Annotated in this window: 23 protein-coding genes and 1 tRNA gene; 15 read left to right on the top strand and 9 right to left on the bottom strand. The window is 60.2% G+C overall.

The features are described from left to right. Nucleotides 1-85: 85 nt before the first annotated feature. The 4 genes from ABIB06_RS29290 to ABIB06_RS29275 form a co-directional block, all read right to left on the bottom strand. Complete coding sequence (locus tag ABIB06_RS29290) at nucleotides 86-1,213, bottom strand: tyrosine-type recombinase/integrase (protein ID WP_354069824.1); 1,128 nt, start codon at nucleotides 1,211-1,213, stop codon at nucleotides 86-88. A 161-nt stretch (nucleotides 1,214-1,374) separates the two neighbouring features. Further along, nucleotides 1,375-1,464: transfer RNA gene (locus ABIB06_RS29285), tRNA-Ser, on the bottom strand. Between the two features lie 68 nt (nucleotides 1,465-1,532). Then, nucleotides 1,533-2,576 (bottom strand): site-specific integrase, encoded by a 1,044-nt coding sequence (locus ABIB06_RS29280; protein ID WP_354047725.1) that lies wholly within the window; start codon nucleotides 2,574-2,576, stop codon nucleotides 1,533-1,535. Nucleotides 2,577-2,704: 128 nt separating this feature from the next. Further along, nucleotides 2,705-3,040 (bottom strand): Arc family DNA-binding protein, encoded by a 336-nt coding sequence (locus tag ABIB06_RS29275; protein ID WP_354047727.1) that lies wholly within the window; start codon nucleotides 3,038-3,040, stop codon nucleotides 2,705-2,707. Between the two features lie 133 nt (nucleotides 3,041-3,173). On the opposite strand from ABIB06_RS29275, the gene ABIB06_RS29270 reads away from it, so the two are divergent. From ABIB06_RS29270 to ABIB06_RS29210, 13 genes are all read left to right on the top strand, one after another. Next, nucleotides 3,174-3,371 (top strand): helix-turn-helix domain-containing protein, encoded by a 198-nt coding sequence (locus ABIB06_RS29270; RefSeq protein ID WP_354047729.1) that lies wholly within the window; start codon nucleotides 3,174-3,176, stop codon nucleotides 3,369-3,371. Nucleotides 3,372-3,574: 203 nt separating this feature from the next. After that, the gene (locus tag ABIB06_RS29265; RefSeq protein WP_354047731.1) at nucleotides 3,575-4,066 is read left to right on the top strand and encodes a RusA family crossover junction endodeoxyribonuclease; all 492 of its coding nucleotides are present in this window, start codon (nucleotides 3,575-3,577) and stop codon (nucleotides 4,064-4,066) included. Continuing rightward, nucleotides 4,063-4,284 carry a hypothetical protein gene (locus ABIB06_RS29260; RefSeq protein WP_354047733.1) on the top strand — a complete coding sequence of 74 codons (222 nt, stop codon included), beginning with the start codon at nucleotides 4,063-4,065 and terminating at the stop codon, nucleotides 4,282-4,284. Before ABIB06_RS29265 ends, ABIB06_RS29260 begins: the two co-directional genes overlap by 4 nt. Next, on the top strand, nucleotides 4,281-5,387 hold the full coding sequence (locus ABIB06_RS29255) for an AAA family ATPase (protein ID WP_354047735.1): 1,107 nt from the start codon (nucleotides 4,281-4,283) through the stop codon (nucleotides 5,385-5,387). The genes ABIB06_RS29260 and ABIB06_RS29255 overlap by 4 nt, the downstream gene beginning before the upstream one ends. A 507-nt stretch (nucleotides 5,388-5,894) precedes the next feature. Next, complete coding sequence (locus tag ABIB06_RS29250) at nucleotides 5,895-6,143, top strand: hypothetical protein (protein WP_354069826.1); 249 nt, start codon at nucleotides 5,895-5,897, stop codon at nucleotides 6,141-6,143. Nucleotides 6,144-6,145: 2 nt separating this feature from the next. Next, nucleotides 6,146-6,346 (top strand): hypothetical protein, encoded by a 201-nt coding sequence (locus ABIB06_RS29245; protein WP_354047738.1) that lies wholly within the window; start codon nucleotides 6,146-6,148, stop codon nucleotides 6,344-6,346. 136 nt (nucleotides 6,347-6,482) lie between these two features. Beyond that, nucleotides 6,483-6,680 carry a hypothetical protein gene (locus ABIB06_RS29240; protein ID WP_354047740.1) on the top strand — a complete coding sequence of 66 codons (198 nt, stop codon included), beginning with the start codon at nucleotides 6,483-6,485 and terminating at the stop codon, nucleotides 6,678-6,680. A 1-nt stretch (nucleotide 6,681) separates the two neighbouring features. After that, nucleotides 6,682-6,885 carry a hypothetical protein gene (locus ABIB06_RS29235; RefSeq protein ID WP_354047742.1) on the top strand — a complete coding sequence of 68 codons (204 nt, stop codon included), beginning with the start codon at nucleotides 6,682-6,684 and terminating at the stop codon, nucleotides 6,883-6,885. Nucleotides 6,886-6,888: 3 nt separating this feature from the next. Next, nucleotides 6,889-7,074, top strand: a complete 186-nt coding sequence (locus ABIB06_RS29230; protein WP_354047744.1) for a hypothetical protein — start codon at nucleotides 6,889-6,891, stop codon at nucleotides 7,072-7,074. A gap of 5 nt (nucleotides 7,075-7,079) precedes the next feature. Continuing rightward, a complete protein-coding gene (locus ABIB06_RS29225; RefSeq protein ID WP_354047746.1) occupies nucleotides 7,080-8,114 on the top strand; it encodes a hypothetical protein in 1,035 nt (344 codons plus the stop codon). An 11-nt stretch (nucleotides 8,115-8,125) separates the two neighbouring features. After that, the gene (locus ABIB06_RS29220; RefSeq protein WP_354047748.1) at nucleotides 8,126-8,902 is read left to right on the top strand and encodes a hypothetical protein; all 777 of its coding nucleotides are present in this window, start codon (nucleotides 8,126-8,128) and stop codon (nucleotides 8,900-8,902) included. Continuing rightward, nucleotides 8,902-9,294: a hypothetical protein gene (locus ABIB06_RS29215; protein ID WP_354047750.1), complete on the top strand. Its 393-nt coding sequence runs from the start codon at nucleotides 8,902-8,904 to the stop codon at nucleotides 9,292-9,294. Before ABIB06_RS29220 ends, ABIB06_RS29215 begins: the two co-directional genes overlap by 1 nt. Then, nucleotides 9,230-10,666 carry a terminase large subunit domain-containing protein gene (locus tag ABIB06_RS29210; RefSeq protein ID WP_354048035.1) on the top strand — a complete coding sequence of 479 codons (1,437 nt, stop codon included), beginning with the start codon at nucleotides 9,230-9,232 and terminating at the stop codon, nucleotides 10,664-10,666. The genes ABIB06_RS29215 and ABIB06_RS29210 overlap by 65 nt, the downstream gene beginning before the upstream one ends. A gap of 47 nt (nucleotides 10,667-10,713) precedes the next feature. On the opposite strand, the gene ABIB06_RS29205 is transcribed toward ABIB06_RS29210, so the two are convergent. Further along, on the bottom strand, nucleotides 10,714-11,211 hold the full coding sequence (locus ABIB06_RS29205; RefSeq protein ID WP_354047752.1) for a hypothetical protein: 498 nt from the start codon (nucleotides 11,209-11,211) through the stop codon (nucleotides 10,714-10,716). 328 nt (nucleotides 11,212-11,539) lie between these two features. After that, on the bottom strand, nucleotides 11,540-12,598 hold the full coding sequence (locus tag ABIB06_RS29200) for an acyltransferase family protein (protein WP_354047754.1): 1,059 nt from the start codon (nucleotides 12,596-12,598) through the stop codon (nucleotides 11,540-11,542). A gap of 396 nt (nucleotides 12,599-12,994) precedes the next feature. Between ABIB06_RS29200 and ABIB06_RS29195 the strand changes: the two genes are divergently transcribed. After that, nucleotides 12,995-13,588: a hypothetical protein gene (locus ABIB06_RS29195; RefSeq protein WP_354047756.1), complete on the top strand. Its 594-nt coding sequence runs from the start codon at nucleotides 12,995-12,997 to the stop codon at nucleotides 13,586-13,588. 756 nt (nucleotides 13,589-14,344) lie between these two features. Further along, nucleotides 14,345-14,605 (top strand): hypothetical protein, encoded by a 261-nt coding sequence (locus ABIB06_RS29190; RefSeq protein WP_354047758.1) that lies wholly within the window; start codon nucleotides 14,345-14,347, stop codon nucleotides 14,603-14,605. On the opposite strand, the gene ABIB06_RS29185 is transcribed toward ABIB06_RS29190, so the two are convergent. The 3 genes from ABIB06_RS29185 to ilvD all read right to left on the bottom strand — a co-directional run bounded on the left by ABIB06_RS29185 (nucleotide 14,593) and on the right by ilvD (nucleotide 17,811). Continuing rightward, complete coding sequence (locus ABIB06_RS29185) at nucleotides 14,593-14,844, bottom strand: hypothetical protein (RefSeq protein WP_354047760.1); 252 nt, start codon at nucleotides 14,842-14,844, stop codon at nucleotides 14,593-14,595. The two genes, ABIB06_RS29190 and ABIB06_RS29185, sit on opposite strands and share 13 nt — an antisense overlap. A 554-nt stretch (nucleotides 14,845-15,398) precedes the next feature. After that, nucleotides 15,399-15,722, bottom strand: coding sequence for a hypothetical protein (locus tag ABIB06_RS29180; RefSeq protein WP_247343463.1), 324 nt, complete (start codon nucleotides 15,720-15,722; stop codon nucleotides 15,399-15,401). Between the two features lie 238 nt (nucleotides 15,723-15,960). Beyond that, nucleotides 15,961-17,811, bottom strand: a complete 1,851-nt coding sequence (gene ilvD, locus ABIB06_RS29175) for a dihydroxy-acid dehydratase (RefSeq protein WP_247343467.1) — start codon at nucleotides 17,809-17,811, stop codon at nucleotides 15,961-15,963. Between the last annotated feature and the right edge of the window lie 78 nt (nucleotides 17,812-17,889).

Genomic DNA, 17,889 nt, shown 5'->3' with positions numbered 1-17,889 from the left:
TCGGCTTCCATGACTTGATGGAAGCCACTGTGGACCCTTGTCCCGGGGTCCCGATTGGATGCCGATTACCCCGAATACGGGGTCCTTATTCCATGCCGAAACACACACTTTTGTATTTGTGAGCCAGCGCGGCCTCGCGTACGCCGTCCGGATAGTCGGTGCATTCCTCAGCCCAAGTTGCGAAGGTCGACCGGAAACCGTGCACTGTCACATGCCCGTAGCCGAGACGATCAAGTACCGCGAGCATCGCGTTTTCGGAGAATGCTCCACCCTCGGGATTGGTGAAGATAAGTTCGCGTTGACGTCCGTCTCGCATCTCGTCGAAGACTGCCAACGCGGGATCGGTCAACGGAACGTAATGGTCTTGATCCATTTTCATTCGCTCGCCAGGGATCTTCCAGGTCGCGCTTGGGCGATCGATCTCCAACCAATGCGCTTCAACCGCCTCGTTCGTGCGGCAAGCTGTGAAGATCAGGAAGCGCAGCATTGCGGCAGCAATCCCGGGCGCGCCGGCAAGGAGTTTCATGAACGCTGGCGCCTCGGTATAAGGCAAAGCTGGATGATGGCGGACGACCCGCTTGGGGCGCTTTGGCAGCTTTTCGCGCAACTGCCTCGTTAGTTCGGCCGGGTTGCGGAAGTCCGGATCGTCGATATCGACGTTCTTCGCGATGATCGTTTCAATCCGACCCCGGACCCGGTTCGCAGTCTCGCGCTTCTCCAACCAGATCGGCTTGAGCAGATCGTGGATGTGGCTTGGCTTGATCTCCGGGATCGTCAGCTTCCCTATGGTCGGATAAGCGTAGCGCTTGAGAGAAGACGGCCATTGGTCGCGATGCTTCTCGCTCCAGGTCGACCAGTTCGTCCGGATGTAGACCTCCGCGCATTCCTCGAACGTCGGCAAGACGACCTTGGCCTCGACGGCTTTCGCCTCTTCGCGCGCCTGCCGCCTCTCCTGCACAATGTCTACGCCGGCGGTGCTGCGATCGCCCTTCACGCGCAGCCGCGCTGCATCGCGTGCCAGCCGCGCATCCTTTAGCGACACATCTTTTAAGGAGCCGAGCCCGTGCCAGCGCTCCTTGCCATCTTTCCAGAATCGGTACGACCAACTTTTCGATGTTGGTCCTGTAACGATCAAGTAAAGCCCACCGCCATCGGCGTATTTGCCGGGCTTGGTTTGGCGATCGACGTCGAGTGGTTTGAGCCTTCCAGCCATTGTTCCCCCAGGAAAACCGTCCTCCGAACCCACGGTCAAAATCTACGGTCAGCGACCTGACTAGGATGAACACCGGCGAACTGCGAAGTACAGCGGTTCGGCGCAAGTCACTGATTTTGCTGTGGAGTTCGAACGACTGCGAACAGAGGAGAACAATATACTGGCGGAAGGGGTGGGATTCGAACCCACGGTACCCTTGCGGGCACGCCGGTTTTCAAGACCGGTGCCTTAAACCACTCGGCCACCCTTCCGAGACTTGAAATTGCTAGGCTTTTCGTCGCTTCGCAGAGAACGTTTCGTGGACTCTGCTACCGCTTTGCTACCCAACGTCGTCGGTTCGCTTCTTTATGGCGGCTCGCATAGCGTCGTCAACCGCGGCGGCCGCCCCACCCTGCATGTTCGGCATCAGGTGGCTGTAGATGTCCATCGTGATCGCGATGGAGGAATGGCCCAGCCGCTCCTGGACGATCTTGGGATGAATGTTCGACGCGAGCATGTGGCTGGCGTGGCTGTGCCTCAGGCCGTGCAGGGTCACTTTCCATTCCTTCAGGAACTCGGAAACAGCGTGCGTGAGGCTGCGGGGCTGGAGCGGCGCGCCGTCCGCCTGAGTGACCACGTGCCGCTCATCGTCACCGCGTACACCGAGGCGAAGCAGTTCCTCTGCCTGCAGCACGCGCCAACGGCGCAGCTCCTCAACGGCCATAGCCGGCATTGCAATGGTGCGCGCGCGGCCGCTCTTGGCTTCCTTCTCGCGGATGCTGCCGGCATCGGTCTGCTCGGTGCTGGCGATGACCGCGAGTTGCCCGGTCTCCAGGTCGACCGAACGCCAGCGTAGGGCTGTGATCTCGCCCCTGCGGAGCCCGCAGAGCGTTGCCAAGACCATGGGGATAAACAGGCGGCGCTCGCGGGCGGCGTCGAATGCCGCAGCCGTAGCGTTGGCGTCGATGGTCCGGACCGGCTTGCGCTCGATCTTGGGCCGGTCACGCTTCTCGAGCAGCGCGGCGGGGTTGCGGGCGATCAAGCGCCAGCGCTCGGCTTGCCCAAGGGCCGAATACAAAACGCGGTGCATGTGATGGACAGTGCGCGGCGACAAACCGCCCTTCCCGTCCCGCCGACCGTTCTCGAGCGCCTTGCCGTAAGCTTCGCTGATCTCGATCGGTTGGAGCTTTGACAGGATCTTAGCGCCGAGCAGCGGTCCGATGTTCTTGGTCGCGATCTGCTCGTAACGCTCATGGGTGCGGGGCGAAACGTTCGGCTTGATGTGCTTTAGCCAGCGATCGAGGAACTGCAGGACGGTGACCTTAGAAGGCTCGACGTACCCGCCGCCGTTCATTTCGGTGATCAGCCGCGCACGCTCTTCCATCGCATGCCGCTTTCCTTTGCAGCCGGGAAGTGAGACCCATTTGCGCTTCCGCTTTCCCGTGGAGGGATCTCGCGTTTCAAGCACCGCGTACCAAGTCTTTGACTTCCCGCGTTCAACAACACCATCTTTCACTTCGCGTCCTCCCCCTTGAGCAGATTCGAGAATGATCGCATCGCAGGCCGAACGCGTTCAGCCTCTTCGCGCTCTTTCGCCCGCTGCTCATCGATGTAAGCGAACGTACGTTCCAAGGTTTTCTCGACAGACCATTGAACCGCGTCCTTCATGAAAAACGACTGGCCCAGTCGCCACTCGATCTCCTCGCTGATGGAGCGACCGCTTTCTCCTGCTGCCTTCGAGATGTGTTCGTGGAGCTCGTCTGTTCCGCGGAAGGTGAAATTGCGACGCTTCTTCTCTGCTGGAGCCACAGCCGGCCGCCCCCGAGGCTTAGATTTTTTGATGGTCATCCCGCCACGTCCTTTCCTGTACAATTATGCACTGGATATCACGTGCATAAATCATTGACAAGGGGGGACCTGGGCCTATTTTGATTAACCGCACTGATTTGTCAGTGCATTAAATCAACCAGAGGCGATCCCAGTGAACCAGGAACTACAGGAGTTGCTTTCGAAGCCGACCGCCGATGTCCCGGAGGCCGGCCGGATTTGTTACGGGCTGAGTAGAAACGGCAGTTACGACGCAGCAAAGCGCGGTGACATTCCAACCATTAAGGTTGGCAGGTTGCTGAAGGTGCCGACCGCCGCACTGCGCAAGCAGCTGGGTCTGGAGGCCGCTTAGTCGATGGCCTCCCAAAATGCGGCGAAGCCGGCCACCGCGCGACACGGTGAACCGGCTTCGGAAATCGAGCTGCTTGGCGGCTGGCTCGATACAACACATAGCCCCGGGTTGAACGAGCGACAAGCCCTCGTACTCACGCGGCGCTGCGCGATCAGCTACGCCATGGCTTCAATCGTGGCTCCCCTTATGCACGGAGAGCCAGCATGAGCGAGCCAATCACCATCACCCTCGCCGGCGCACCCCAGGGTAAAGGCCGGGCTCGAGCCTTCCTCCGCGGCGGACATATCGGGCACTACACCCCCGAGAAAACCCGCAGCTATGAGGGCATGATCCGAACTGCGGCAATGGACGCAATCGCGGGGCGCCCTGCCCTCGATGAGCCTATTGAGTTCGTGCTGCGGGCCATCTTTCCAGTGCCGGGATCATGGTCCAATCGCAGGCGAGCGCAGGCCATCACCGGTCACATCAAGCCGGGCAAAAAGCCGGATCTCGACAACATCGCAAAGGCATGGAACGACGCGCTCAACGGCGTTGTGTATCGCGATGACAGCCTGATTTGCCGGATGACGCTGGAGAAGCGCTATGGGCCGCAGGCCCTGGTGGTTGTCACAGTGCGGCCGATCACAATCTTCCGGCTGCAGCTCGTCAAAGCACAGAACGTCCCCTTCACTCTCCTAGCGGGGGCCGGTGAATGAGCCACCCCCTCATGGTCTCCGACCCCAACGTTCGGAAACAGCTACAGCTCGCCGGCCTTCGCTTCATGTGCAGTCGCGCCAAATGGCTGGAAAGCGAGGCGAGGATCCTTGGCACCAGCCTCAAGAACGGCACGCTCTCGTCCCGGGAAGTCGATGCCAAGTTGGAAGAATTGGGAGCGCTCGACCTCGTCTATCCCGAACTGATGAGGTGCGAATGACCCTGCAAGCCTTCGACCGCGAAGCCGACATAGCAGCCTTCATGCAGGAGCAGGAAAAGCAGACGCGCGCGCGCCGCGCTAAGCTCAAGTATCCGGTGCGGACCATCCAGGAGCTTTCCTTCCTGCCAAAGCCGAAAAACTGGCTCGTCAAGGGCCTACTGGCTCAAGGAGAGACCTCGGCTTGGATCGCACCACCAGGCGGGATGAAATCCGCTTTGATGGCCGAGCTAACCATGTGTGTTGCCAATCAGCAGAACTGGCATGGCCGTAAGGTCGATCACTGCTTTGGTGTGATGTATTTCGCGCTGGAGCGCTCAGACCTCGTCCACCGCCGGCTTATGGCTCATTGCCTTCGCATGGAATTGTCGCAAGACGACCGCGATCAAATGCCGGTCATGATCTGCCCCGGAATGGTCGACCTGACCGCGGCCGATTGTGTTCCTCATGTGCTGCAAAGCATCAAGGAGCTAAGCCAGGAATATGGCGTCGACCCCGGCCTGCTGATCTTTGACACCTTCGCCAAACTGATAGCGGCCGGCGGAGGTGATGAGGACAAGGCTAAGGACCAAGGCAAGGTCTTTGCCAACGTCCAGCGCATCAAAGACGCCTGCCATGGGCCCCACGTAGCCTTGGTCGGTCACACCGGCAAGGACGAGACCCGCGGCTCCCGAGGCTCTAACGCGTTCCTGGGGGACGTTGACGTGATGGTGACGATCAGCGGCAGCGAGATCAAAACCGCCACGGTGGTCAAAGCCAACGACATGGCAGAGGGCCCGCTGTTTTCCTTTAAGTCGATTGTGCATGAGTTCGGCTTAGACGAGGACGGAGACCCCATCACTGTCAACATCGTGAGTGGTGAAGAGGTGTCGGAGGTCCGGACCACTTCCACCGAGCCCAGGCTGACTGCCAACCAGCAGACGTTCTATCGGATCCTGTACGACGCCGGCGACGGGCTGATGCTTGAGGAGTGGAATGACGAGGCCAAGAAACTCGGCATCGGCATCAATCGCAAAGCCACCCTGCACGATCTGCGAAAGGCCCTGGAAGATAAAGGCATGGTCCGCGAGTACGGCGGACGTTGGAAGGTCGACCATGGAGGCTGAGGTACGGGTTCGGTTACGGACGGTCTCCCCCTTATAGGGGGGGAGAACCGTAACGTAACTCCGTAACCGCCCTCACCCGTAACCGTAACGTAACCCGAACCGTAACCCGTAACCGAGGGAATGAAGACGTGAAGAGGACCCCAACAGCGGCCGGAGGAAGCGGCGAGACGTTTGCGGCTGTGTCCTTGCGGGGAGCCGGGAGGATCCAGCGTCGGGTTTGGCGTGCTTTCAGCGTTCTGCCTGGTGCCGAGCTGACGACCGCGCAGCTAGCGGTATGGTGTTACCCACGCCTCGACGGGAAGCTTCTCAAGCGTCATCGGACGGCCATCGTTCGGGCAGCTGCTCGAATGGCTCAGCGCGTCCGTCGTGATCGTCCTGGAGGCGTCGTTTTCAGGGCCTTTGGTAGCAATGCGGTAGCAATAGCGCATTCAGGCGAAAGAGAATTTGAGTCCGCTCAATAGCTTAGCTCTGAGCAAGCACCGGTTTGGCAATTCGGTAGGAGGTAAAATGCGGGTTTTGATGGTTGCGATTATCTCGATGTCGGCGGGATCGGCCTTAGCTCAACAGCCTGAGGGCGACGTCTTCCCGCCGAAGGTCAACGGCATCGAGTATCGGCTCAGCTATGGTCAGACGGTGCGGCCGGGCTGGCGCGATGGGCTCAAGTATTCGGACCAGACCAAAGCTGAGTGCGAACGCCGCCTGGCGTTGATGGCAGGTCCGGTTGTGTGCATGGTTCGGGAGCAGTTGGAGATTTAGAAATGTCTCATTTCATGATGGATTGCTACTTTCCCGACGTCACGAAGCCAGACGGGGTTGTGTGCGAGCCCCTCCCCATCAAGGCGCTCAACGATGACGAGGCGGTCGCGGAGGCAAAGCGGATTGCGATCTGGAAAAAGCCGCTGCGGTTTGACGTTCGCGTGGTCAGCAGGGCTGGCGATCGAATTATCTTCCAATCCTAGGCCGTGAATCCCCGAACGTAACTTTCTGTACCTGATCATACCGCCAAGTCGTTGATCCAGCTTACGATTTTTCTTCCTTCGGATTCCCGTCAGACGTATATTGATCGCACCAAATCACTCACCGGTGCGAAGCAAAATGTCCGAACAGACGTCCGACCACTTCACCGAGCGAGCCGTTTTCAAGTGCTCGCCTGAGCTGCTTCAGGTAATCGACCGCTCGGCGGCTGCGAGCTTCACCACCCGCTCCAACTTCCTCCGCGATACGGTCGTCGAGCGACTGCGGAGGGAAGGCGTTATCCCCTCCCCGCGTGCAGCAATGGCGGGGGCCGCCTGAGATGCGCCCCAACGGCAAGCCCCACGAAGACCTCGTTTACGAGATCAGCCACGGCTCGCCCCATGAGAACTTTGCGGCGCTGATTGCGGGTATTGCCGATCGCATCGAGGGCGCACGCCTCAACCCCGTGAAGATCTCGGACATGGTCTCCATTCTCCGAGAGGACACGACCAAGCTTTACAAAGCCGTGATGCGGAAGGGCTGAGCGATGAAGAAGTTTTCAGTGGCAGACCACACGTTCAAGGACGCAAAGGCGGCTCTCGCTCATGCGAAAGCGCTGTTTGAGACCGGAGAGATCAGCAAAGCTGAATTCAGTAAGCTGAAGCAGAAGCTCGATCCATCCAGCGACATCGATCTCTATCTGAATAAGACCTATGGGGACAGGCGGCGGTGAGGACGATGAAGCGAATTCTTCTCTCGGCCTGCCTGGTTGTGAGCTCAGCCGCTCCTAGCTTCGCCGCTGGCACCATCCCCGGCATCAGCATGACGCAGCAGTTGGATGAGCTCGCTCACCCGCTGATCGGCGGAAAACTCTACCTGATCCAAGCCGGAACGACCTCCACTCCGCAGAGCTGCTATCAAGATACGGCTCTCACGCTGGCGTATCCGAACCCTGTCACGCTCGACGCCTCAGGGCGCGTACCGCAGCTCTTCTGTGCTGACGGCAATATCAAAATCCGCCTGACCGACAAGAACGGCGCTCAAAAGCTCGTTCAGGACAATCTCCTGGTTGTCGGCCCCTCTGGCGGTGGCGGCGGCGGTGGCACGGTCGACCCGACAACCATCTTCAAGACCGGCGCCTTCATGCAGTTCTATGGCACCGGCAATATGACGGGCTGGGTTCGCTGCAATGGACGTACAGTCGGCAGCGCTAGCTCTGGTTCATCCGAACGGGCGAACGCAGACGTTCAAACTCTGTTTGAGTTTTTGTGGGCCGCTGATCCCAACCTTGCGGTAAGCCCCGGTCGGGGCACCTCGGCGAATGCGGATTGGACTGCCAACAAACAACTGACGTTGCCGGATTGCCGTGGGCGCGTTGTTGCAAGCCTTGACGACATGGGAAATTCCGCGGCCAGTCGATTGACGTCGACTTACTTCGGAGCAACGGCAACTGTTCTTGGAGCAACAGGAGGCGCAGAGGGTAAAGCAATCGTCACGACGAATTTGCCTCCCTATTCGCCGGCCGGTTCTGTTAGCGGCATCATCACATCTTTTAGTTCTTCTGCGCTCTCGAATAGCTCCGCCGGGTCCAATATTTCTCCTTCAACACTTGTAAACGGCACCACGGCCGGGACGCCTCTTGGCGTGCAAGCTTGGAATACAGTTTCGGGAACCATTTCAGGAACGTTCACTGGCACCGCGCAAGGCGGCACAAGCACGCCATTGGCAGTCGTTCAGCCGACGATCCTCGCAACAACGTACCTCAAACTTTAGGAGGCGCCTCCATGGCAAGCCGAGAACTTCTTAAACGGACCGCATTCGCCAAACGCAATCCCGAATGGAATGACGACCTTCGCGGGGCCAATATCGGCATCGCGCACGCGGCTGGGATGGTTGCCGCGGGCAAGCTGACGCACAAGGAATTCAAGGACTATGAGGGGCATCTCTGGTACGAGATGCTCGAAAAGATGCCGATGGACGTTTTCTCCGAGATGCAAGCCGATGGCTCGCTCGAGGATCTGGAAGCGCTGGCACGTCGTTACGATGACGACCGCGATTCCGGTAGCCTCATGGACGATCGGAAGGCTGTCGAACGGAAGGTCAAGGCCGACGCGCTTGAGATGAAATGGCTGGACGGTACGATTGACAACGAGACGTACGCGCAGCTTTCGCGCGATCACGTGGGCACGAGCGAGAGTCTAGATAACAAGATCGCTGATGGTGACCACAGCGGGGCGGCTTTTGAGGTATTCGAGGGCCGGTACGATGAGAAGCCCGACCACGATAACCAGCTTGCGCGCTATCTCAATGAAAAATTCGGCGGTGGAAAAAAGCCGGACGGCAGCGATGTTGAGCCATTTTCAGTGAAGCGAGACGATCGCTCGAGTTGGGAAAAGGCGACCGATAAAGACGGCATTACCGATCTGGACAAGTTGGATGAGTTCGAGCACAGCGCGTCTGAGTACGCCCAATCCCATCCGGGTGGATGGGTGGATCATGACACCGTGGTCGATCTGGGGTCCTCATTCACCAACAATCCAAACCGGAGCAACGAGGATTGATGGCAGAGCAAGACGCGAAAACCGGCCGCTTCCTGCCGGGCAACAGCGGCAACGGCGGCCGGCACAAGGGCGCGCGCAACAAGCTGCACGCCGATTTCATCCAGGCATTGTTGGACCACTTCCACATGCGGGGTGCTGCGGAAAACGCGGCCGCCCTTCCCCGTGGTCAGGCAGCTATCGAGATCGTCTACCGGGAAAATCCTCGCGACTACCTGAAGCTGATCGCGAGCGTGCTTCCCAAGGAATACACCATCGAGGACAACCGGTATGACGACGTCGGCGACGAAGAGCTCCGCGAAATCATCGACGACTTCCGCCGAAAAGCATCTGAGCGAGAAGGAAGCCAAAGCGCTCGCGAGAGCACAGGCGGAGCTAAACCGGCGCTTAACTGAGAACCGGCTTCAATATTATCGGCCCTATGCCAAACAGCGCGCGTTTCACGAAGCGGGGCTCATCTACCGCGAGCGTTTGTTCCGCGCAGCCAACCAGGTCGGCAAGACCATCGCGGGCGGCTTTGAAGCTGCTATGCACGCAACCGGCCGCTATCCGGACGATTGGAAGGGAAAGGTCTTTGACGAGCCAACTTTCGCTTGGGTTGGCAGCCCCACGGGCGAGACGTTGAGGGACAATCCGCAGCGCATCTTGCTTGGCCGCGTTGGGCAGCATGGGACAGGATCGATCCCAAAAGACGCGATTGTCGAGACTACCCCTGGCGCCGGCGTGTCCGATCTGGTCGGCAGCATAATCGTCCGCTGGGGCGGGGGCGGTGATGTCCAGGCCGGTCAAAGCTCGATCGGCCTGAAGTCTTACGTCCAGGGCCGCGAGAAGTGGCAGGGCGAAACGTTGCACTGGATCTGGCTTGATGAGGAGCCGCCGGAGGATATCTATTCCGAAGGGCTGACACGGACGAACTTCCACCAGGGCCTGGTTTGGTTGACGTTCACGCCCCTCCTCGGCATGTCGGAAGTGGTCCGGCGCTTCCTGATTGAGAAGTCGCCAGATCGCTGTGATATTCCCATGACGATCGAGGAAGCCGAGCACTACACGCCGGAACAACGGCAGAAGATCATCGCGAGCTATCCGGCGCACGAGCGGGACGCGCGTACCAAGGGTGTCCCGATCCTTGGCTCTGGCCGCATCTTTCCGGTCACCGAGGAATTGATCACGGTCGCGCCCTTCGAGATCCCCACGCACTGGCACCGGATCGGCGGCATGGATTTCGGCTGGGACCACCCCTTTGCCGCGGTGGAGCTCGCCTGGGATGCTGACCAGGACGTGGTCTATGTGATCAAGGCCCACCGGCTGCGTGAGGCAACGCCTGTCGTGCACGCGGGCGCAATCAGGTCTTGGGGGCCCCTGCCCTGGGCCTGGCCCCGGGACGGCCGCCGGGAGACGCTGGAGGGCGCTGGCGTGGCATTGGCTGAGCAGTACCGGGCTCAGCAACTCAACATGCTACACGAGCACGCGCAGTTCATAGACAAGTCTGTGAGCGTTGAGGCCGGACTGATGGACATGCTGACCCGAATGGAAACCGGCAAGTTCAAGGTCTTCAGCAGCCTGCTAGACTGGTTCGAGGAGTTTCGGCTGTTTCACCGCAAGGACGGCAAGGTCGTGAAGCTGGGGGACGACCTACTATCCGCGACCCGGTATGGCGTGATGATGCTTCGCTTTGCCGAACAGATCTATCGGAAAGACAAGCCGCGGCGCCGGCGTGGGTTCTTCTGGGGTGGCGGGCACGACTCCGGCGCCTGGATGAGCGGCTAGGTAAGTTCCGCTAGTGGCTGTCACATCCGCAACACGATCTGCTTGCCTTAATCGTCCTCGATTACGGATGGAGGCTCCTTCAGCGCTTTAGCGAACAGAATCTGACTAGTCTTCAATTTGATGGTGTTGATCTTGGCAAGCGCGCATCTGCGAAAGGCCTCTTCGTTCGCTAGGCCGTCTCGCCAGTTCGAAAGGCGCCTGCAGTCCTGGTCAACATGGGGACTGTCGAAGAACACGTAGCGAGTAGTGTGCGCAAACTTATTTCGGATGCTCTTGATCACTTGCAGGTCGTCCCTCGTCGATTGATCGATCAACTCGAACATGTAAGCGATTTCGATTTTTGCTGAGAGGCTATGAAGAGGGCCCATTCCGCCGAATATCTCTTGCGCTTGCTTATTCGATAGGGATCGGCCGGCAGTGAGAAGAAGCTTCTCAAGCTCATCCTCAACTAGTCCGGCAATGACCAAAGCGTTGCCGGCTTGGCTTCCACGGTGAAGAATGCGGATCAGATCATCCGAGCTAAGCGGCGTGGTTTCTGTGGTCATCCTGCCCTCGTCTAAACCATCGTGGGAATCACCTAGCCTATCAAATTGGACGGCAGCAATCCGATGCGGCGGGGCGAGGCACCCTATTTTTCGCGTTCGTACCCGTAAGCGACGACTGCGCCGGTCAAAATGCAGAGACCGAGGGTGATGGTGAAGTGATTGATCTCGGCGCATCCCAAAGTGGTAGAAAATCGAACCGGGGAGATCAGTTCCGAAGAGAGCAATTATTGCTCCTGTCCAGATCGATCAGCACAACCTACACCAACGGCTCGCAAACGCAGGTCGCTCTAGGCAGCCGACCATCCTCGCCAACAAGCTGATCCGCGTCTCATTTAGCGAAGACAGCCGCTGGAGATCGAAGCAACATACTTTGCTTTTTGGCAAGGCAGGGTTTCTCTACGAGCAACCATGAGAGGACCGCGGCAAGAAACGTTAGTGCGTATACGACTATCAAAAGATATGCGCTGCGCTCAAGGCCTACCGACATCAGCGCCACAATGACCGGCATGTGATAAAGATAGACGCCGTAGGAAATATCATTGCCGCGAAGAAAGGTGGAGGCCCGCGGCAGCGTGTGGGCGGCAGAAAGAACGGTCCCTGCGAGCAGTACGAGTTGCAGAGCGTTGAGCAGGTTCAGGTTGTGATAGTCGGGTATTTGGCCAGACCATAGTGAGTAGGATAAATAGACGGGAATCCACAGTGCAGCAGTGCCGTCAAATAGGAAGCGAAGTTTCGACCACGCGAACCATGCAGCGCTTCCGAGTAGAAAAATCCAGAGATATGGCGGAATCGTTGTCCACAAATACCTGTTTTCATCGTTTTGAAGGTGCACTTGAACGGCGATCGACGCTGCGCCAGCGGCGACGATGACGAGACACAACACTGGCGGATTTGATCTGATCCGACGATGGAAGAGAAGCGGGGCAACGATATAGAACCCGAGCTCCATCGTGATCGTCGCTAGAACTCCTCCTGGGAAGAACCGGAGGGATTCGTTCCAAACGAACTGCGCAGTGCCAGCTACCTCGGCGAATATTGTGGATCCGGTCAGCGCGACAATGAGTAGCCATGCGAATGATGCCGCCGGGTCTCGAAAAACTCCAGCCGCGAACATCATGATGATAATGACTGCGATGTTCACCCACATAGCCGGGTAGATTCGCAGGGCTCGTTTCGTGAAGTAGTGCGGCGCGCTCTCGCTGTTGACGAGTGAAGCGGTGACGAGAAATCCGCTGATCACAAAGAAGATCGGAACGCCGGGAAATATCGCGAGGACGTAGCCTGTCGTCGTCCCGTACGGGAGGCGCAGGTGCTCACCCGCGTGCATAAAGACGACCTGGCAGGCCGCCAGCAGCCGCAACACGTCAAAATTATTTTTGTGAACCATCCATCCCCTTCCCCACGACAAACCATGCCTTACAACCGCTGATGGCGCAACAACATGAGCCGCGCGCGAAAGCGCCCCGAAAGGGGATAGATTTTTAAGCAAATCAGTGGTGGACTGTCCGTGGGTGTCGAAACCCGGACCGAAGATGAGGCCGCGACCCTTGGCGGGGGAGCTGCCGACAATGCGCGTAGGAAACCTTGGCGGGTATCCTCAGGCGCTTAGGAGCGCTTGGCGGCGCACCTCAACCTGGCCTTTATGCCGGGGGCGGTGTGCCATGTCCAGAGCCGAAAGGCTTAAAAGCACGCCGACCAGTCTCTTCGGCTGGTTTCGACCCCCCGGCTGCCGGTCTGTTACCGGCGACGGCTGTCGAAAGCCAAACCGAAGAAGCACAACCCCATGACCACCGTTTTACGACATCCAAACGCCATCACGGAGCTATGGCCGTCCACCGGCGAGCTCTGCACACGCCTGGCTGCGCAAGAGCGGGCGAGAGAAAGGGCCCTCAAGCGCCTCGCCAGACTCAGGAAAAAGGCATCCGCGGAGATCACCCTGCTGATCGCCTTTCTGGACGCCTCCGACCCCTACGCCATGAACGAGAGGGAGGACGAGGCCGACGCTGGCCCATGCGAGGACGAGCTCGAGCAGGACTTGGCATCACCCGGCCCGTGCACCAGTGGCGACTACCTGGGCCGCTCACCATGGGTGGCCCGGAGCTTCGATCAGAGCCGATTTCAGGGTGAGGATGCCGAGGCCGACGACAGCGACGACGAGCCTTCGCTGGGGTTTCTGGATCTGGTCTATCAGGATGGGGGCCTAGTGGCTGGGCTGGGCAATGACATGGAGGACGAGCACGACGGTACCGAACCCGGACAGGACGAGGAGCCTTCCCTCGGTTGGACGACCAGCGGCGTCATTGGCGGGCTCAACGATCGCGAGCACGACGACTGCGACCGGGAGGACAGCGAGCCGCTGTTGACCGAGTGCGTGTGATCCGAGCCCTATGGGCACTCCAGCGGCTCAGCTGGGCACGCCGGCGTGTGATGCGACGCTATCGACGTCTGACGCTCTGAAGACCAACGGGGCCCGCCGGTTTATGCCGGCGGGCCATTCTGCCGACCGGCACGCCGATTGATGATTGACCCGGACCTTAGCTTGGGGCACGAGTGGATTTTTCTGGGTGCATTCTTTGGTGAAAGATTGTGGGATTTGAAAATACTGCCGTCTCGGTGGCGAGGCGGTTCGCAATTTATTCGGTGGGAATGGCGGGTGCTGTAGGGGTCACGCTATTGGCTGTCTTCAGCCTGCTCGACGATGCTATCGAGGCCCGATTATACAGGATTTGCCTGATGGCTCATCCGCCCGTTTCGTCGGGCTGCCTGACTGAGGAACATGCATTGCGGCTTGGATTTTACGTTCCGTAGCGTCTCCGCCCCAAACCACGACCGCCGCGCGTCCGTGCTATCAAAGCGTCGCTGGGGACATTTCTTAGCAAGATCAACGCTTGCGGCGCGAGAATGGGCGGCTCCAAGCCTGAGCTTATTTTGATCCAGGCTTTCCAAGATCGCACAAAGATACCGGCTGTCCCCCGCGGATACACAGATCATAGGCAAGCTTGTCGATAGTGGGCCCGAAAACAACAAGCGTGACATATAGTGCCGCTGCTGTGACGACGCCGCAGAACAACTCATACGCCGCGATGCGATAAACGGCCTTCAGCGGCGGTGTCCTTCCTCCCGCGGCGAGCCGATGCCGGTCATTCAGGTCTCTTTGAACGCGGGGCTGGCGAGCGGCGGCCAGGCGCCATCCAGCGACATCTTCAGTATTGCCGCAGTATTCGCAGCTGAGATCGCCTTGAAGAGTCGAGCGACCGCGCGCGAGAGTGCAGGACAGTGGAGCCCTGCAACAATGTGGGCAGACCAATGGGAGTTTTCGCACTCGCCAGCGTTGCAAAAGGAAGGGGAGCATGATGCGTTGCCCAACCTGATTGACGCCTATCAAACCTTGTGAAGACGCCGAAATAATGTCTGCCGGACTAACGCAGCGACTGGGCGTCGGCTCCTAGGCAACATCAACAAGAGGTCGATGAGTTCGCGGTCCCAGCGCCCGCTCACGCTGGCGGCCTTTTCATATTGGGAAATTTGCGGGTGGCGCGCGTAGTTGTCGGCGATCTCCAGGAGGGCGGCGCGCTCGACGGGGTCGCTAGTGGCAACTGCCAAGTCGCGGCAGGCCAGCTCTATCTGCATCATTGCCCGGCGATCCTGAGACACCCTGCCCCACCACGTGAATGCGCGTCGCCACATGCCATAGCCCCCCGTGATCGTTGGGCGAGCGCCGGTGCTACCGGATTTGCTACCCAACTGGTTGGGACGACGCGGGATAGCGGGAGACGAAAGCCCCGTAGAATTGAGGGAAACCCTGCAATCCAAGGCCTGAACGGCATTCCGTGGTATGGCCCGGAATGGCCGCTCCTGAATTTCAAGACCGGTGCCTTAAACCACTCGGCCACCCTTCCAAGTCCGGAATTGCTGTCGCTTAACGCAGTCGACGGTCCAAGGCAACGCGAAGTTGGCGCCCGACCCGAAACCCCCTCGCCCGCACACGATCTGTCAGGCGAGCGTCAGCCTGTTCCCTTAGCCTGTACGCCTCAGCCATCCGGACACTGGCGACATCTCCCAGGGCGTCGCCGGTTGCGAGGCCCGGTCTGGATTCATCTCCGTTTCCGGGCCTCGTTTGCTGCTCTCAAAAGCAAAACGGCGCCCCGTTGGGAGCGCCGCATGGAGTTCTTCGTTGCTGCCTCGGCTCAGTAGCCGCAGGAGGCGCAGCCCATCTGCACCGGGGCGTAATAGGAATAACCCGGCTGGACCATCTCGACGCGCTGGCGCGTGGCGTATTGCGGCGGGATGCGTTCGTACTGGACGCTCGGCGGCGCCACCATCACGGTCTGCGGCACCATCACGGTGCGGTACTGCGCCGGCGCGCGGTGCGCCACGACGGAGCCGGGCGAAACCATCACGGTCTCGTCGACGGTGCGGTATTGCGGCTGCACATATTGCTGCTGGTAGCAGGTCGTGCACGGCGGCGGCGTGTAGCAATTGTAGCAGCCGGCGGAAGCAGCAGTCGTCATGGAAATCGCAGCGACGACCGTCGAGAAAACGACAGCAAGAGTACGAGACATTATTGTGGTGCCCCAGTTGCCCAAAATGGATTTGCGAAGGTCGATGGCAGTATATGCCGCAAAACCTTGCTTTGCCGAAGTTCGTCGGGGCATCCTTAATGCGAACGGCCGGCTTTCGCCGGCCGTTCAGAACTTGTTGACCATGCGCGATGCGCGACGCTTGCGATCACGCCCGCGCAAGACGCTCCTACTTCGAGCGACGCTTGACCTCGCGCACCGCGCCACGCGCGGCGCTGGTGGTGAGTGCAGCGTAGGCCTGAAGCGCGGTCGAGACGTTGCGCTTGCGGCCCGTCGCCTGCCAGGCGGCATCGCCCTTCGCCTCTTCCGCGGCGCGGCGCTTGGCGAGCTCCTCGTCGGAGACCTCGAGGCTGATGCTACGGTTTGGGATGTCGATGGCGATGCGGTCGCCGGTCCGCACCAGACCGATGTTGCCGCCTTCGGCGGCTTCCGGTGACAGATGCCCGATCGACAGGCCCGACGAGCCGCCCGAGAAGCGTCCGTCGGTGACGAGCGCGCAGGCTTTGCCGAGACCCATCGATTTCAGGTAGCTGGTCGGATACAGCATCTCCTGCATGCCGGGGCCGCCGCGCGGGCCTTCGTAGATGATGACGACGATCTCGCCGGCAACGACCTTGCCGCCCAAAATGGCCTCGACGGATGCGTCCTGGCTCTCGAACACGCGCGCGGGACCGGAGAATTTCAGGATCGAGGCGTCGACGCCCGCGGTCTTCACGATGCAGCCGTCCTGCGCGAGATTACCGTAGAGCACGGCGAGGCCGCCATCCTTGCTGAAGGCGTGCTCGAGGTTGCGCACGACACCCTTCTCGCGGTCGGCATCGAGCTCGTCGTAACGGCGCTCCTGGCTGAAGGCGACCTGGGTCGGGATGCCGCCGGGCGAGGCGCGGAAGAAGGTGCGGACCGACTCGCTCTTCGAGCGCTTGATGTCCCAGCGCTCCAGCGCGTCTTTCATGGTCGGCGCGTGCACGGTCGAGACCGACGTGTCGATCAGGCCGGCGCGGTCGAGCTCGCCCAGGATGGCCATGATGCCGCCGGCGCGATGCACGTCCTCGACATGCACGTCGGCGACCGACGGCGCGACCTTGCAGAGCACAGGCACGCGGCGCGACAGCCGATCGATGTCCTGCATGGTGAACTCGACCTGCCCTTCATGGGCGGCGGCGAGCAGATGCAGCACGGTGTTGGTCGAGCCGCCCATCGCGATGTCCAGCGTCATCGCGTTCTCGAACGCCTTGAAGTTGGCGACATTGCGCGGCAGCACGGAGGCGTCGTCCTGCTCATAGTGGCGACGCACGATATCGACGATGGTGTGGCCAGCCTCGACGAACAGGCGCTTGCGGTCGGCGTGGGTTGCGACCACCGTGCCGTTGCCGGGCAGCGCAAGACCAAGTGCTTCAGTGAGGCAGTTCATCGAATTGGCCGTGAACATGCCCGAGCACGAGCCGCAGGTCGGGCACGCCGAGCGCTCGATCACCTTGACGTCCTCGTCGCTGACCTTGGAGTCGGCGGCGGCGACCATGGCGTCGATCAGGTCGACGGCCTTGGTCTTGCCCTGCAGCGTGACCTTGCCGGCCTCCATCGGTCCGCCCGAGACGAACACGGCAGGAATGTTGAGCCGCAGCGCCGCCATCAACATGCCGGGCGTGATCTTGTCGCAATTCGAGATGCAGACCATGCCGTCGGCACAATGGGCGTTGACCATGTACTCGACGCTGTCGGCGATCAGCTCGCGCGACGGCAGGCTGTAGAGCATGCCGTCATGGCCCATGGCGATGCCGTCGTCGACGGCGATGGTGTTGAACTCCTTGGCGACGCCGCCGGCCTGCTCGATCTCGCGCGCGACGAGCTGGCCGAGGTCCTTGAGGTGGACGTGGCCGGGCACGAACTGGGTGAAGGAGTTGACGACCGCGATGATCGGCTTGCCGAAATCGCCATCCTTCATGCCCGTCGCGCGCCAGAGGCCGCGAGCGCCCGCCATGTTGCGGCCGTGAGTGGTGGTACGGGAGCGATAGGCTGGCATGGCGGTTTCCGTCCTCGGTTTGGCTGGCCGGGCGAGAAAAATGGAAGCCGCCTCAGGCCTTTCCCGGCCGGATAGCGC

The organism is Bradyrhizobium sp. LB8.2, from assembly GCF_040548035.1.
Classification (GTDB): domain Bacteria; phylum Pseudomonadota; class Alphaproteobacteria; order Rhizobiales; family Xanthobacteraceae; genus Bradyrhizobium.
This window is presented reverse-complemented; position numbering and strand designations above follow the sequence as displayed.